The sequence below is a fragment of the Thiobacillus denitrificans genome, from assembly GCF_001530125.1.
GTDB classification, from domain to species: Bacteria; Pseudomonadota; Gammaproteobacteria; order Burkholderiales; family Thiobacillaceae; genus Thiobacillus; species Thiobacillus denitrificans_C.
In genome coordinates, this window is record NZ_LDUG01000018.1 from 84,419 (window position 1) to 100,103 (window position 15,685).

At 61.5% G+C, this 15,685-nt stretch carries 10 protein-coding genes; 4 read left to right on the plus strand and 6 right to left on the minus strand.

Going from position 1 to position 15,685, the window contains the following annotated elements:
* The first annotated feature begins 4 nt into the window (after window positions 1-4).
* The 3 genes from ABW22_RS05690 (at window position 5) to ABW22_RS05700 (ending at window position 2,619) form a co-directional block, all read left to right on the plus strand.
* Window positions 5-1,039 carry a sensor histidine kinase gene (locus ABW22_RS05690; protein WP_059753031.1) on the plus strand — a complete coding sequence of 345 codons (1,035 nt, stop codon included), beginning with the start codon at window positions 5-7 and terminating at the stop codon, window positions 1,037-1,039.
* Window positions 996-1,760: a LytR/AlgR family response regulator transcription factor gene (locus ABW22_RS05695; protein ID WP_059753036.1), complete on the plus strand. Its 765-nt coding sequence runs from the start codon at window positions 996-998 to the stop codon at window positions 1,758-1,760. The genes ABW22_RS05690 and ABW22_RS05695 overlap by 44 nt, the downstream gene beginning before the upstream one ends.
* Before the next feature lie 301 nt (window positions 1,761-2,061).
* Complete coding sequence (locus ABW22_RS05700; protein ID WP_059753041.1) at window positions 2,062-2,619, plus strand: NUDIX domain-containing protein; 558 nt, start codon at window positions 2,062-2,064, stop codon at window positions 2,617-2,619.
* A gap of 20 nt (window positions 2,620-2,639) precedes the next feature.
* Here ABW22_RS05700 and ABW22_RS05705 read toward each other — a convergent pair whose 3' ends face one another.
* From ABW22_RS05705 to metH, 5 genes are read right to left on the minus strand one after another with little or no spacing between them, the layout of a single operon-like run.
* Window positions 2,640-3,830 (minus strand): Wadjet anti-phage system protein JetD domain-containing protein, encoded by a 1,191-nt coding sequence (locus ABW22_RS05705; RefSeq protein WP_059753045.1) that lies wholly within the window; start codon window positions 3,828-3,830, stop codon window positions 2,640-2,642.
* On the minus strand, window positions 3,823-7,251 hold the full coding sequence (locus tag ABW22_RS05710) for an SbcC/MukB-like Walker B domain-containing protein (protein ID WP_059753050.1): 3,429 nt from the start codon (window positions 7,249-7,251) through the stop codon (window positions 3,823-3,825). Before ABW22_RS05710 ends, ABW22_RS05705 begins: the two co-directional genes overlap by 8 nt.
* Window positions 7,248-7,865: a DUF4194 domain-containing protein gene (locus tag ABW22_RS05715; protein ID WP_059753053.1), complete on the minus strand. Its 618-nt coding sequence runs from the start codon at window positions 7,863-7,865 to the stop codon at window positions 7,248-7,250. The genes ABW22_RS05710 and ABW22_RS05715 overlap by 4 nt, the downstream gene beginning before the upstream one ends.
* Complete coding sequence (locus ABW22_RS05720; RefSeq protein ID WP_157648558.1) at window positions 7,865-9,280, minus strand: Wadjet anti-phage system protein JetA family protein; 1,416 nt, start codon at window positions 9,278-9,280, stop codon at window positions 7,865-7,867. Before ABW22_RS05720 ends, ABW22_RS05715 begins: the two co-directional genes overlap by 1 nt.
* Before the next feature lie 3 nt (window positions 9,281-9,283).
* Window positions 9,284-12,967 (minus strand): methionine synthase, encoded by a 3,684-nt coding sequence (gene metH / locus ABW22_RS05725; RefSeq protein ID WP_059753065.1) that lies wholly within the window; start codon window positions 12,965-12,967, stop codon window positions 9,284-9,286.
* A 103-nt stretch (window positions 12,968-13,070) separates the two neighbouring features.
* On the opposite strand from metH, the gene ABW22_RS05730 reads away from it, so the two are divergent.
* Entirely contained in the window at window positions 13,071-13,457 is a 387-nt protein-coding gene (locus ABW22_RS05730; protein WP_059753068.1) for a rhodanese-like domain-containing protein, read from the plus strand.
* Window positions 13,458-13,626: 169 nt separating this feature from the next.
* Here ABW22_RS05730 and ABW22_RS05735 read toward each other — a convergent pair whose 3' ends face one another.
* The gene (locus ABW22_RS05735; protein ID WP_237763241.1) at window positions 13,627-15,606 is read right to left on the minus strand and encodes a pyruvate kinase; all 1,980 of its coding nucleotides are present in this window, start codon (window positions 15,604-15,606) and stop codon (window positions 13,627-13,629) included.
* Between the last annotated feature and the right edge of the window lie 79 nt (window positions 15,607-15,685).

Below are 15,685 nucleotides of genomic sequence, written 5' to 3' on the forward strand. Positions count from 1 at the left end.
GGGAATGAAAAGAAAGAATCATAACAACCGGCAGGTCGAATTGCCGAACTTCTGTCACCTGGGGGTGAACCTGCGCATCGCGCTGACGGTGGAAGCGGCGCTGGTGGCCGGCGTGGTGGCACGGGTAGCGGATGCGCAGACGTTTCAGGCGGAATTCATCGCGCTGTCGGCGCTGGCGCAGCCGGCATTGCTGCTGACCTTGCTGGCCCTGTGTGCGGCGGGGCGCTGGCTGCGTGGCCTGCCCTATCGGCTGGGCGTGGGATTGACGCTGGCGCTGGGCATGGTGGTGCCGCTGCTGGTCGCGTTGTTTATGGCCGGCTCGCAGCCGATTCCGCTGACCGGCGTAGCGCTGTTCGCGCTGCTGGCCGGCGCGGGCCTGCTGGCCTATTTCAACCTGCGCGCCCGCGCCCTGTCGCCCGCCATCACCGAGGCGCGCCTGCAGGCCTTGCAGGCGCGCATCCGTCCGCATTTCCTGTTCAACAGCCTCAACGCGGTGCTGTCGCTGGTGCGCAGCGACCCGCGCCGCGCCGAGCGCGCGCTGGAAAACATGGCCGATCTTTTCCGTGCGCTGATGGGAGATGCCCGCCAACTGGCCCCGCTGGAAGACGAGGTGGCGCTCACACGCGCCTATCTGGAACTGGAGCAGTTGCGCCTGGGCGACCGCCTCCAGGTGTCCTGGCACATCAACAAAATGCCGGGCGACGCGCTGATTCCGCCGCTGGTGATCCAGCCGCTGGTGGAAAACGCGGTTTACCACGGCATCGAGCCGCAGCCCGAGGGCGGCGAGATCAGCCTCAATATCTACCGCAGCGCCGACAAGGTGCACATCGTGGTGCGCAATCCGATCGCTACCGAAGCCAGCCACCACAAGGGCAACCGCATCGCGCTGGCGAATATCCGCGAGCGGCTGCTGCTGCATTTCGATCTCGACGCCCAGCTCAAGTTGGAATCGCTGGGTGCCGTTTATCAGGTGCACATCGTCATTCCTTATACCCATGAACGCACCCAGCCTGCCCCTGCGCGTCCTCATCGTCGATGACGAGGCGCCGGCACGTCACCGCCTGCGTGACGTGCTGGCGGATTGCGCCGGCCAGCTGCAGGTCGACGTCGTTGGCGAAGCCGACAGCGGGCTGGATGCGCTGAACCAGGTGCAGCAGCAGCCGGTCGACGCGGTGCTGCTCGATATCCGCATGCCCGGCATGGACGGCCTCGAATGCGCCGCCCACCTCAACCAGTTGTCGGCCCCGCCCGCCATCATCTTCAGCACCGCCTACGATGCCTACGCTTGTCAGGCGTTCGATTTGAATGCGGTCGACTACCTGCTGAAGCCGGTGCGTGCCGACCGCCTGGTGCGTGCCCTGTCGCGGGCGCACCGGCTGAATGCGACGGTGCTTGATCATCTGCGTGAGGCGCATCCCAAGGCGCGCACGCACCTGTCGGTGAATGAGAAAGGCCGCATCGTGCTGATCCCGGTGGCGGATATTCTCTATCTCAAGGCGGAACTCAAGTACGTCACCGTGCGCACCGCCGCGCGCGAATTCCTGATCGAAGAATCGCTCACCCGGCTGGAAAACGAGTTTGACGACGCCTTTCTGCGCATTCACCGCAATTGTCTGGTCGCCAGCGCGCGCATCCGCGAAATCGGCAAATTGCCCGGCGAGGACGACGGCCATTTTCTGCGCCTGGATGGGCTGGATGAGCGGCTGATGGTGAGCCGTCGCCAGTACTCCGCTTTGCGCGAAAAAATCAGGGCTTTTTAAGACGCTGCAGCCTGTATGGGCCGGCTCAAAAACGATCTTGAATCCGGGCTGAAATCGAAAAACGATCGATTCGCCCCGGTTTTTACCCAAGTTAAGGAAGAAAATTAACCTATTTATCAGTAAGTTAGTCCGCACCTACAACTAAAGTTGTATAGCCAAAATTTGATCCCTTTCGTAGCATGCAAAGGCTTGCTGTTTGCGCTGCAAGCAGGAAGTTCTCCGCAACGAGGGTTGTCTCCTCCGTTCCGCCGGGTTCGCAAGAACCCGGCTTTTTTTTGTCCGCGCTCGGTATCATGGTGGGATGAAAAACGACATCACGGACCTTACCGAAACCGAACTGGCCAGCGAAACCGTCTTCAAGGGCAGGTTGATGCACGTCAAGTGCGACCGCGTGCGCCTGCCCGATGGATGCGAGTCGACGCGCGAATACATCGTTCATCCCGGTGCCGTCGTCATCATCCCGGTGTTCGACAACGGCGACCTGCTACTGGAGCGCCAGCACCGCTACCCGCTGCACCGCGACTTCATCGAACTGCCGGCGGGCAAGATCGACCCCTGTGAGGACGACCTCAGCTGCGCGAAGCGCGAACTGGAAGAGGAAACCGGCTACACCGCCGCCGAGTGGCGCGAGGTCACCACCATCTATCCCTGCATCGGCTATTCGGATGAGCGGCTGGCGTTCTACCTGGCGCGCGGGCTGGCACCCGGCAACCACGGCCGCGACCACGACGAATTCCTGGAAATCCTGCGGGTGCCGTTCGGCGAGGCGATGGACTGGCTGCGCAGCGGCAAAATCTGCGAAACCAAGACCGTGATCGGCTTGTTCTGGCTGGAAAAAATCCTCGATCAGGGCTGGTAGATGAACACCTTGGATTAACGCTAGACGGGGGTTTGGGGCGAGCGACTCTCCTGCTCAAAATCCTGCGGCACCCCTGACGTAATAAGTCGGTTTGCCAAATCTGCAATGCCCGGCACCCAGCGCAAGCTTTCAACAGTGCGGATTTCGCTGGGGATAAGCAGTCGCCCTTGCGTCCACTGCCCGTGCCCCATCTGGTGGGGGCGCACTTCGCGGCCGCTCAGTCGAGTGACTAGGGCGAAAATTTCCAAGCCGCGCACGTCAGTGTCGCCCCAGTGGTAAAACGGGGTGGCTTGGCTGAGTTCCTGCCCCAAGCGCTTAAATACAGACTGGATGCTGGGATTGGGAAACCCGCCGGTATAAAGGATGAATCCCGTATCAGGCACTTCCCGGCAATGGCGGGCAAAGCTGGTCCAGTTTTCGATACTGAGCACATAGCCCGGCCGCTCGGGTAGCACCAGATTGGCCAAGGTTTCGCCAGGCAGGCCGATCCAGGGACGTACTTCGGACAAATCCAGCAGGGTCTGTTCTCCGCGCAGGCTCACTGCCCCCCGCAACAAAACGGGTTGCGGTGTTTTGATCAAACCCAGCGAATGATAGAGGTCGTCAACATCCCGGGATTCGCAGTCATGCGCCTTGCACCAGGCTTCGGCAAAGCTGGCTTTTAGGCGTTCCATCGCTTTGGAGTCATCTGTGACCTGAACGCTGAAACTGCGCAGGTCGAGGTTCTCTTGTTGATTGTGGTTGACAGCAAGCAAGGCTTTGAATAGCCGCTCGATGTCGGCGGCATGTTGCGGTAAACGCAGCCGTAGCGCAGCGTCTCCCCGTTGCCAACGGGTGGCCGCGTTATCCCAGCAGGTTTGCAGCCACGGCGGTGCGTGTTCTAGCAGGAGGGTGATCCGTGGCGCAAGAGCGACCACCTGGGTTCGGGCAGGCGTGCGGCCAAGGAAGCCAGCCAGCTTGTGCCCGTCAACAAGCAGCACGCGTCGCAATTCGTGCTCGGCTTCAAAACGCCCCCATTCAAGCGTGACTGCACCGCATGCTGCTGCGTTCGCCATGACCGCATGAAAACTTTCGCGGCAGTTTCCCGACGTGGCTCGATAACCGCCGCTGTCGCGTCCCGCCAGGCTGAGGCTGAGCGTTTTACTGCTGTTGTCGCTGCGCTGCCAACGCTCGAACAAGGTATTGAGCAGTCCGAGCGCGGGATCAGTCATACGTCTTGAACGGATTGTCGATGGCAAGCAGCGCATGCAGCGCAGGTTTGAAATATTGCGACTCGATAGAAACCGCGCCGCCGTCGCGATACACGTTGACGATGGTGTCCATTTCCTCAGCCAACAGGGCATGGCGCTCGTCGGGCGCGGCGATTATTGCCTGCACCCCAAGATCGCGCAGGAAGGCGAGCGCACTTTGCGTATTGCCCACATCCAGTTTGCTGAATGCCTCGTCGAATAAGGCCAGCGCCATGCCGCCTTTCACTTTACCAGTAGATTCGTCACGCTCCAGCCGGTAGGTGGCCGCCAGCGCCGCGCCAATGGCGACATAAAACGGCGCCTGATGCTCACCGCCGGAGCCTTTGCCCAGGCGGTGCGATAACAAGGCAGCGGAACCTGCCCGATTGGGATCCTTCATTTCCACGTCGAAGTGGTAGTAGTTGCGGTAATCAGCCAGCTTGTCTTCCAGCGCGCTGGCTCCGTCGGCACCGCCCATGAGCAGTTCGCGGACTTTTTTGCGCGCTTCGAAATGCTCGGAGCCCGGCAAGGCCTGCGTATCGAACAGGCTGCCGACATTGGCTTGTACTTCGGCGGTGGCCGAGCGCACCCATTCGATCAGCGGCTTGTACTCGGCTTTGGGAAGCTTCTTGAACTGGTACACTTCGCCGTGGAAATCGCGTTTTTTCAGGTTGCGATTGAGTTCATCGAGCGCATCGTCGATGCCGGCCAGATTGTCGCGCAACAGGCCGATGAACTGTGCGTGGAAAATTTGTTCAGCATCCAGCCTGGCTTTCTCGGCGCGATCAGTCAGGCCGGCAAGCTGAGTGTCTTCCAGGTTGGTGAGGTTGGCGATGCTCCAGGCTTCTAGTTCTGCATGCAGGGCTTCGGGCGCATGGTTGGTCGAGCCTGGCAGCAAAGCGGAATACTTCAGCGCATATTCGCGCAGATCACCGTGCGCGGCATCCCGGCTCTGAGCCTGATCAGTGCGGTTTTTTCGGGTGCGCTGGCGGGCGACTTCCTCCACTTTGTTGAGGTCTTCACCATATTCAGTCAGCAGGCGCTCGAATTGGGCAGAAGCCTCTGCCATCTTGAGGGTCGCGGACTGGGTGCGGCGCGTGCGTTCCTCGGTGGCTTGCGCGAATGCCACATTATTCTGGCGATTCTTCTCTTCCTGAATAGTGGTTTGTTTTAATAAGCCTGTTTTCAGCGCTTCAAGTGCGCTGAACTTCCCCTTACGCGTTTCTATGCTGTTCTGAGTCGCTTTGAATTTTTGTTTAAGGGTGTCTGCCTCTTTCAGGTCGAGCTGCCCCAATTCTTCGTTCAGACGCTTTATCTTTGCTTGAGCGTCAGCTCGGCTCCCAGCCAGTGCAGTCAGCTCGATGCCATTTTCCAGCTTGCGTGCAAAGTCAGCCAAGGCTTCGGAGACACCCGCAAGGCATTTATGAGCGCGATCAGCCTTGGCGTATTTGTCGGCATCCGCCTGAAACTGTTGTTCCAGGCGCTTGCGCGTGAGTTCGCGGCTGGCGCGTCCCAGTAGGTGGTCTTGCACAGGCGCCATGCGTTCGATGGCACCGTTGGCGGCAAGCATGCCGTCGTCCGTGGCGGCGCGATCCTGGCGCAGGAGTTCATCCTCCGTTTCCACCCGCATCACACGACCGAGCAGACGATTGATATAGGCGCGGGCATGGTCGTCGTCGGTGGTGACGATTTCTGCCAGCGAACCCGACTCGCAACGCTTCAACCAGTCCTGGGTTTTGCGTGTGTTGATTACGCGTGCGCCAAACAGCTCTCGACCCTGACGGCGGTAGACGGTGATGGCGTCACGCGCACCCTCGGGTGCGACGATCAGGGCTTCGCGATTGCTGCCGAGATAGCGCTCGATGCAGTCCCGCCAGCGTTCGTCCACGATTTCCACGCAATCGCACAGTGGGCGGCTACCGATGTTGTGCTGGTCGAGCAGGGCGATGAGGGCTTGGGTTTTCCTCGACAAAGGGGTTTCTCCGCGTTGAAGGGTCTGCAGCCGCTCGCGCAAACCCAACAAGTCGGTGTTCATGGCTTCAACTTCATTTCCGAATTTCCTCGTGCGTTCCTTTATGCCTGACAGCACAGCTTCAAGCCCAGTGCGGACTTCGTTGGCAAGCTGTTCGACGATCTCGGGTGCTTCGGGCCAAATAGGGACGAGCAACTCGTCCTTGGGGAGCGTATCCGCAAGCGCTTCCAACACAGTCGTCAAAGGCTTGGGCAGGTCTTCACGGAAGTCGAGCAGTTTCCAGACGACGGAGAGATTTCGCCGAATTGAGTTCAGGTCGTTGCCAGCCTGGTTTGCGTGGGTCCGCTGCGTCTCAATACGCGCTTCCAGTTCCCGACGTTTGGCCTCGCTGCCGCTTGCTTCGATGAGCCCAGTGAGGCGCAGGATTTCTGCTTGATCCTGCTCGTTCTGCTTGCCCAAGGCGCTGAACTCCATGTCTAGCGCCTTGTTTTTTTGCTCGAGTTGTTCCAGTTCTTCTTCGATGTGTGCCCGTTCGTCGTCCAGCCGTAGCACCGCCGCTTCCATCTCGATCCAGTCGTATTGCACCGCTCGCTGTCCCCGACGTGCCGCCTCCAAATAATGGGCCTGGACAAGCTTGAGCGCGGCGATGCGGTCGCGCACTTCCTTGGTTTTAACTTCGATGAGCCGATAATTTTTGAGCGATTCCTGCAAGGCCTTCACCCTGATGGGCTTGTCGTCGAGGATGTGGCGGCGCACGAATTCGGATACATCCTTGATCGGCGCGAACGTCACGGCATTTTTTAGGCTGCGTGCGAAACGGGTCGGCTCAAAAGAACGGCCGCCATAACCGAGCGCCTCGCCCAAACGTTTAATGAAGCGTCCAGACTCGTTCAGGTTCTCGAACTCCGCGCGCTGCGCGTGGCAACGGCGGCGCAGGTCTTCCCTTACACGCTCCCAGGGAATCGGGCGGTCTTCGCCCCCGACCGATTCGATGAGGTCGCGCAAAATCAATGAGGCACGCGGCACGATAAAACGACCATCTACCTCGAATACGCCGTTCTCAAGGTGGGCGTGCATGGCGAGGCCGATGGCGGTCTCGTCGTTGGTTTCATCATCGCGAAAACACAGCACGATATAAGAAACAGCCTGCCGACGCGGCGCCAGATCGGGATCGAGGTCTGCGCCGGTAGAAGGGTCGCGCACCACGCCCAGACAATATTCACGCAACGTGCGCCGGCTTTTTTCGCCCGCGCTGGCGTTGAGTTGAATCAGTCGCTGGTCGCCGCCGAGCAATACGGCCTGGATCGCATCCAGCACCGACGATTTTCCCGCAGCGTTCGGGCCGATGAATGCAGTATTGCCCTCGATGTCAATCTGCTCGGCTGATAGCAGATACCAGTTGACCAGCAGGATGCGGTTGAGCAGCTTCATTGTTCGCCCGCTTCTGGCAGGCCGATTTCATTGGCTTGCCCGGCCTTTTCCAGGTGTGCTTCCAGCCGTTCCAGGCAGTGGTCTCCCGCTACCTGGCGCAAGGCTGGCAACAGGGCAATTCGGGGTAGACCCGTGGCGGCATCTTCGTCACCGAATCGCAGCAGACCGTGACGTTGAAAGTGTTTGAGCAGGCCGATGTAATCGCCTTTCTTAGGGGATTCGCGGTGGGTCAACGCAAGGTAGCGTTCCAGCAGATCGGCTGCGCTTAGATGTACCTTGCCATCCTGCGTTTGGCGCGCCTCCACGCCTTCCTCGAAAGCTAGCCGCGCAACAAAAAGAAGCAGAGTTTCGGTGAGATCAAGGCGCAGATAGGTCTCTTCATCGCCCGGCAGTACGCCGACGTAGCCAAAATCCTGATCCAGATAAAGTTGCCAGCCCAACGCATCGAAGAGCGCGCGAAAGTACTCGAAATGGTCAGTAATCAAGCGGTAGTGTGGGCGCTCGTCGGCCAGGTAGAGAAATTGCCTGGTCAATAAGGCATTGGCCGCGCTCTTGAAGTCGGATTCGCTGAGTTCATCGTTGCGGTCGAGCAGGTGTTTGAGGTCGCGTAGCATCAAATTGTTTTTCGAATGATGGTGAAGTCCCGGCACGCAAGCCATTCCGTGTCGATGCGCGCCATTCCGGCGCGCACGTCAAAACGTCGATTGAGCCGCTGCCCGCTTTCGCCTGACCGTATCAGCTGGCTGAGTTGCGAAAGGTGCGAGAAGGCGACGAAATCCTCGACTGATTCGATGCAAAATTCTTGCGCGCGCAGTTCCTGGCGCGATCCCATCTGCTGATCCAGGTAGGTCTCCACCGCGCGCGGATCCAGGCGGCGGCGAGCAAGATAATTGCGGATGGCTTTTTGCCGAGCTAGACGCACTGGGTCTGGCTCGGTGCGGCGCAGGCGTTCCGGCTCGGGCGGGCGCTTTGGCGAGACGGGGGTGCGAGGGCTGCGCGGCGAAAACGGCAACACACGCATCAGGCGATGGGGTGCCGTTAAGGTTGCGGCATCATCAGACAAGGCGGCACGCTTTACCAGCCGCGCGATGCGCGCGGCTGCGCCGGGCTGGGTCTTGTCCATATATCGCACAGCCTCTGCAACCCGGCGCTCCAGCCCGGCGCGGAATTCGTTAATGCGTTCCAGGTGCGCATCCACTTCGGAAAATACCTGTTCGAGCGTAGCTAAATCGTCGTCCACCCGGCGCAAAGCTTCTATTTCGCTACGGACAATGCGCTGGCGCAGATAGGCCTCCGGAAGTGTCGTGCGTGCATCATGCGAGAAACGAATGCTTCTTACCTTGCTAAGGATTTCCGCTCGATAGCGGAAGGGGTTGTCACGGGTGTACAGCGTTTTGTAATCCGCAACCAGAAATTCCTCGACAAAATCCGAGAAGAATCCACCCAGCAGAATCCTGGGGTCATGTTCTGAGCGAAGCCTTTGCGATACTTCGCGTAAGCCATAGGCCAACGAGCGCAAGTGTAAAAAGAACTCTCGCGCCTGTCGTGCTGCCTCCGACAGCGCGGCTGCCTGGTCGGCAGGAGCCAGTTGCACCTGGATAATATTGTTATGAATGGTCTGCACTATCCCGCCGTAAAGGCGATTACGCTGTTGCGCGATCTCCAACAAGTTACCGAGCAGTCGCCCGACATCGGGCGGCATGGCGACGCGAATGCGATAACCGTCTTGTTCTTCCTCCAGCCATCCGCACTGCCGTAAACGCCGATAAGCGCGGGCAGCATAGCCAAGTTGGGTATTGGGGATGTCTGGTGCCGACTCTTCGCCTTCCTCGGATTGCCAGTCCTGCAGTGTCATATCCGACAGCACTTCTTCAATCTCGCTCCGCACCGTTTCGTAAGCAGGCAGCAAGGCTGCCGAAGTGCCAAAGAACAACGCGTGCAAACGTGTCAGGACGTTAACGTAAATGTTCCGGTTCGCGCCGGCCAAAGGAGCAAATAACGCGTCTGGAAGGTGCTTGAACAGAGCCATGGCTTAGTTGGAGTAAGCCAGATTCGGCGCCAGCCAGCGCTCCGCTTCCGCCAGCGTCCAGCCCTTGCGGCGGGCGTAGTCCTCGACCTGGTCGCGCTCGATCTTGGCGACGCCGAAGTACTGGCTATCGGGGTGCGACAGGTAGAAGCCCGACACCGCCGCGCCCGGCCACATGGCGAAGTTTTCTGTCAGCACCACGCCGATGCTGGCGGTGGCGTCGAGCACCTCGAACAGCGGCGCTTTTTCGCTGTGCTCGGGACAGGCGGGATAGCCGGGGGCGGGGCGGATGCCCTGGTACTTTTCCCCAATCAGTTCGTTATTGCTGAGCGCTTCCTCGCCGGCATACCCCCAGAACTCGCGGCGCACGCGCAGGTGCAGGTGCTCGGCGAAGGCTTCGGCGAGGCGGTCGCACAGCGACTTGAACAGGATGGCGGAGTAGTCGTCGTGCGCGGCCTCGAACGCCTTGGCGCGCTCGTCCTCGCCGATTCCGGTGGTGACGACGAAGGCGCCGAGGTAATCCTTGAGCCCGCTGGCCTTGGGCGCGACGAAGTCGGCGATGCACAGGTTGGCGCGGCCTTCCGGCTTTTTCATCTGCTGGCGCAGGTTGTGCCAGGTCATCAATACGCTGGAACGCGATTCGTCGGTATAGACCTCGATGTCGTCGTCGTTGACCGTGTTGGCCGGGAACAAGCCGAACACCGCGCGCGCCTCCACCCAGTTCTCCGCGATCACCTGCTTCAGCATCGCCTGGGCGTCGTTGTAAAGCTTTTTCGCCTCGATGCCCACCACTTCGTCGTCGAGAATCTTCGGAAATTTGCCGTGCAACTCCCACGACGCGAAGAACGGCGTCCAGTCGATCACTTCGACCAGCTTTGCCAGGTCGTAGGCGCGCAGCACGTGGGCGCCGGGCTGTTGCGGCACCGGCGGCGTGTAGCGGGCCCAGTCGATCTTGAATTTGTTGGCGCGCGCCTCGGTAAGCTTGATGCGAACGGTGTCGGACTTGTGCTTGAGGTGGCGTTCGCGCGTGATGGCATAGTCTGCCTTGATCTCGGCGGCGAATGCGTCGCGCAGGTCGTTCGACAAAAGTTGCGTGCAGACGCCGACCGCGCGCGAGGCATCCTTCACGTGCACCACCGGGTGCTGGTAGTTCGGCTCGACCTTTACCGCGGTGTGGGCGAGCGAGGTGGTGGCGCCGCCGATCAAGAGCGGGATGGTGAAGCCCTGACGCTGCATTTCGCGGGCGACGTGCGCCATTTCCTCCAGCGAGGGCGTGATGAGGCCGGACAGGCCGATGATGTCGGCATTGTGCTCGCGCGCCGCGTCGAGAATCTTCTGCGCCGGCACCATGACGCCCAGGTCGACTATGTCGTAGCCGTTGCAGCCGAGCACCACGCCGACGATGTTCTTGCCGATGTCGTGGACGTCGCCCTTGACCGTTGCCATGACGATCTTGCCCGCGCTTTGCGCATCGCCGGCCCGCTTGTCGGCCTCGATGAACGGCAGCAGATGCGCCACCGCCTGCTTCATCACCCGCGCAGACTTCACCACCTGCGGCAGGAACATCTTGCCGGCGCCGAACAGGTCGCCGACCACGTTCATTCCGGCCATCAGCGGCCCTTCGATCACGTGCAGCGGTCGCTCGGACTCGAGCCGCGCGGCTTCGGTGTCCTCGACGATGTACTGGGTGATGCCTCTGACCAGCGCATGACTCAGCCGCTCGTTCACCGACAGGCTGCGCCAGGCCAGGTCCTCGATATTTTCCTTCGCGCCGCCTTTCACGTTTTCGGCAAAGCTCACCAGCCGTTCGGTCGAATCGGCGCGGCGGTTCAGCAACACGTCCTCGACGCGTTCCTTCAGCTCGGGATCGAGAGCCTCGTAGACGCCGAGCTGGCCGGCGTTGACGATGCCCATGTCCATGCCGGCCTGGATCGCGTGGTAGAGGAAGGCAGTGTGGATCGCCTCGCGCACCGCGTCGTTGCCGCGGAACGAGAAGCTGACGTTCGACACGCCGCCCGAGATGTGGGCGTGCGGCAGGTTCTGGCGGATCCAGCGGGTGGCTTCGATGAAGTCCACCGCGTAATTGGCGTGCTCCTCGATGCCGGTGGCGACCGCGAAAATGTTCGGGTCGAAGATGATGTCCTCGGCCGGGAAGCCGACGGTTTCGGTCAGCAGCTTGTAGGCGCGCGCGCAGATTTCGGTCTTGCGCGCGTAGGTGTCGGCCTGGCCGGTCTCGTCGAAGGCCATCACGATCACCGCCGCGCCGTAGCGCCGGCACAGCTTGGCGCGCTCGATGAATTCGGCCTCGCCTTCCTTCATCGAGATGGAATTGACGACGCCCTTGCCCTGGATGCACTTGAGGCCGGCCTCGATCACGCTCCACTTCGACGAGTCGATCATGATCGGCACCCGCGCGATGTCGGGCTCGGACGCGATCAGGAGCAGGAAGCGCACCATCGCCGCCTCGGCGTCGAGCATGCCCTCGTCCATGTTGATGTCGATGATCTGCGCGCCGTTTTCCACCTGCTGGCGCGCCACCGACAGGGCGTCGTCGTAGCGGCCTTCGAGAACCATCCGGGAAAAAGCTTTCGAGCCGGTGACGTTGGTGCGCTCGCCGACGTTGACGAAGAGCGAATCCTTACTGACGTTGAACGGCTCCAGTCCTGACAGGCGCATCGCCGGTTCGAGTACCGGCGGCACCCGCGGCGCGACGCCTTCAACGGCCTTGGCAATCGCCGCGATGTGCGCCGGCGTGGTGCCGCAGCAGCCGCCGACGATGTTCAGCAGCCCCGCGCGCGCCCATTCGCCGATGTGTGTCGCCATCTCGTCGCCGCCCATGTCGTATTCGCCGAAGGCGTTCGGCAGGCCGGCGTTGGGGTGGGCCGAGACGAACACGTCGGCCTTGTTCGACAGTTCCTCGACGTACTGGCGCAGCAGGTCGGGGCCGAGCGCGCAGTTGAGCCCGATCGACAGCGGCCGCGCGTGGCGCACCGAGTTACAGAACGCCTCGCCGGTCTGGCCCGACAGGGTGCGCCCGGAGGCGTCGGTGATGGTGCCGGAAATCATCACCGGCAGCCGCAGTTGGTTGGCCTCGAAGTACTCCTCGATCGCGAACAGCGCCGCCTTGGCGTTCAGCGTGTCGAAAATCGTCTCGACCATCAGGATATCGGCGCCGCCCTTGACCAGGCCGTCGATCGCTTCCAGATAGGCCACGCGCAGCTGGTCGAAGGTGACGTTGCGAAACCCCGGGTCGTTCACTTCCGGCGAAAGGGTGGCGGTACGCGAGGTCGGCCCCAGCACGCCGGCGACGAAGCGCGGCTTGGCAGGATTGGCCGCGGTCGCCTCGTCGGCGGCCTCGCGCGCCAGCCGGGCGGCGACGAAGTTGAGCTCCGGCACCAGATGTTCCATGTGGTAGTCCGCCATGGAAATCGAGGTGGCGTTGAAGCTGTTGGTTTCCAGAATGTCGGCGCCGGCGGCCAGATACTTGGCGTGGACTTCCTTGATGATGGCAGGCGCAGTCAGGCACAACAGGTCGTTGTTGCCCTTCACGTCGTGCGCAAAATCGGCGAAGCGTTCGCCGCGATAATCGGCCTCGCCGAGCGTGTACGACTGGATCATCGTCCCCATCGCGCCGTCGAGAACCAGGATGCGCTGGGTGAGCAGGGAATTCAGCAGGTCAGTGCGGGACATGGCAGGGCAGGGAGGCGACTGGGCAATCGCGCATTATATTCGGTTGGCGCGCCCCCATCCTGCGGTGCTATGGTGCAGGTATCGAGTCTGCCCGGTGCCTGCCATGAAACATCTCGAACCCGCCGAAGCCCATGCCTTTCTTCAGTCGCACCCCGAAGCGGTCTTCATCGACTGCCGCTCGGAAATCGAATACCTGTTCGTCGGCCATCCCGCGGGGGCGATCCACATCGCCTGGCAGGACGGACCCGACTGGGACGTCAACCCCGATTTTCTCGGCCATTCGCGCAAGGCGGCATCGGTCAACCGGCCGGTGGTGCTGATCTGCCGCTCGGGGCGGCGCTCGGTCGAAGCCGGGCGTTACCTCGAAAAATACGGCTTTCCCGAGGTTTACAACGTGCTGAATGGATTCGAGGGCGACATGGACGAGTCGCACCATCGCAGCACCAAAAACGGCTGGCGGTTTGACGGCTTGCTGTGGGAACAGACCTGATGGATTTGTCCGCAAAGAAAACCTTTGAGTGGTTTCAGTTGTAGACGACCAGACTTGAACTGACAGTCAGCGCAAGTTCAGGTCGCCCCTTTCTCAGGCAGGAAGCGGCCAGGAACGGGCGGTCGGGTAAATCTTGGAGAGGGTCCGATTGTCTGCCGAAAGCAGACCGTTAACGCCTAAGATCAGGCGCCGGGGCCGCCTGCAAACCATCATTCCGGCTAGAAACGGAATGGCCGGACCGGTCGGCTGCTGCACCTGGTTCGCCCGGCAGCATGTGGGCCAAATGCAACTCCCGGAGCATGGACCGCTTTTTGGCCTGATGCGCATGCATCCGCCGCAGAATATCGTCCAGAACCCGCACGGCGCTGACTACATAGGGCCCCTTGTTGAGCATGACACACTCGGCGCGGAGCCCCATCGCTGCGTCCGTGATCTCGGCGCGCGATGGCCGCCCTTCCTTGGCAAGCGTTTCCAGGACCTGGGTGGCCCAAATCACGGGGACATGCGCAGCCTCGCAGAGCCAGAGAATCTCTTCCTGAACTTCCGCCAGGCGCTCGAATCCGCATTCGACGGCCAGATCACCGCGGGCGATCATCACCCCGCAACACGGGGCACGCATGGCCGTTAGCAGCATGGCCGGCAGGTTCTCAAAGCCGCGCCGCGTTTCGATCTTCAGTACGATGGCAGGCTGCCGACTCCCCAAGCTCGCCAGGTTCTGCTGAAGCAACTCCACGTCTTGGGCGCTGTTGGCGAAGGACAACTCGACGATGTCGGCGTGCCGGGCCACGAAGGATAGATCCTCGATGTCCTTGGCGGTCATGGCCGCGAGGCGCAGGTCACTCTCGGGAAGGTTGATACCCTTGTTGGCTCGCAGATTCACGGCCTTCAGCTGATCCTGCGTGATGCGGACGAGGACCCGTGCCTTCTCCACCTTCTCGACGACGCCGCCGATCTTGCCGTCGTCGAACCAGATCGATTGCCCTGCCCGGACGTCATCGAATACCTCCGCAATGGTGCAACCGATCACGGCAGGGGTCAGGATTTTTCCCGCGCTGTCGTAGGTCGCCGGGCGACCCGGCTTGAGGTCGCGGGTCAGGACGAGCAGGTCGCCCTTCCGGAGGGTGAGGATGTTTTCACCCGGCGGCAACGCGCCGATGCGGCATTCACGTTCGTCCGGCTTGCCCTCGCCGCGCTCGTGACGCAGGGTGGTGCCGGGGACGATGTAAGCCGTCTTGGTTACCTCTGCCCAACACCCGTGCTCGGCCACGTCAACGATCTTGAAGGCCCGCTGGGCGTCCCGGGCATCTGTGAATTTCACCAACTCCCCTATGCGAAGGTGGGCCAGCCAGGTCGACGGCACGGGGAGGCACGCGCTCGCCGGCGAGGGGGGAAGCTGAGGTGACTGCTCTGATGTCAACCAGACCCGCGCGGGGGCGGTAACACGCCCGTAGACATCGCGACTGGGGCGTATCCGAACCACCGCCGGGCCCGGCTCCAGCGGCCCGGTGCGTAGTTTCGGCCCGGCCAGGTCCATGACAACACGGCAGGACAGGCCCAGCGACCGCTCCGCCTGCCTCAGGTGCTCGATCATCCGCGCCCAGGCCGCAGCGTCGTCATGGGCGCAATTGATGCGCATGCCGTCCATGCCTTGCTTGAGCAAATTGTGAACGAGAAGGGTGTCATCCGCCGCCTCGCTCGGCATGGTGACCATGATCCGGACCTTGCGTCCCGGGGTCGCGGGCCCCAACAAGGCGTCCGTGTGTTCGGCAAGCAGCCGCTCGCCGTGGGCGAAATCAATGACCGCGGTTTCCTGGGGAGCCGGCTGCCAGGCGCGCTGCAGCAGACGGTGCAGGACACCCAGAACCGCATCGATCGTGGCCAAGACATACGACTCGGCCCGCCCGAGGGAGGACAGCCCCAGCGCCGCCAGGCGCAGCTGTAACGGGCGCAGATCGCGGCGACGCAGGGCCAGATAATGCAGGAGGTTGCGGGCACTGTCCCGGTAGTTCGCGTGAACCTTATCAAGATGTGGCTGCGACATGGCCAGGCCAGCGACCATATCAGCCCGGATGGCCATGAGCTCACTCAGGACGCCCTCGATGTCCGCGCTTCCCGGACAAGCGCCGCCGGTGCTGTTTTTCTTTGTCACAAACATTCTCTCCTGAATCGCCCCTGCTTTCCTGGAAAACTTTCGGGCCGATTGGTATGCGGTGCTTCGGGCTCTGGGC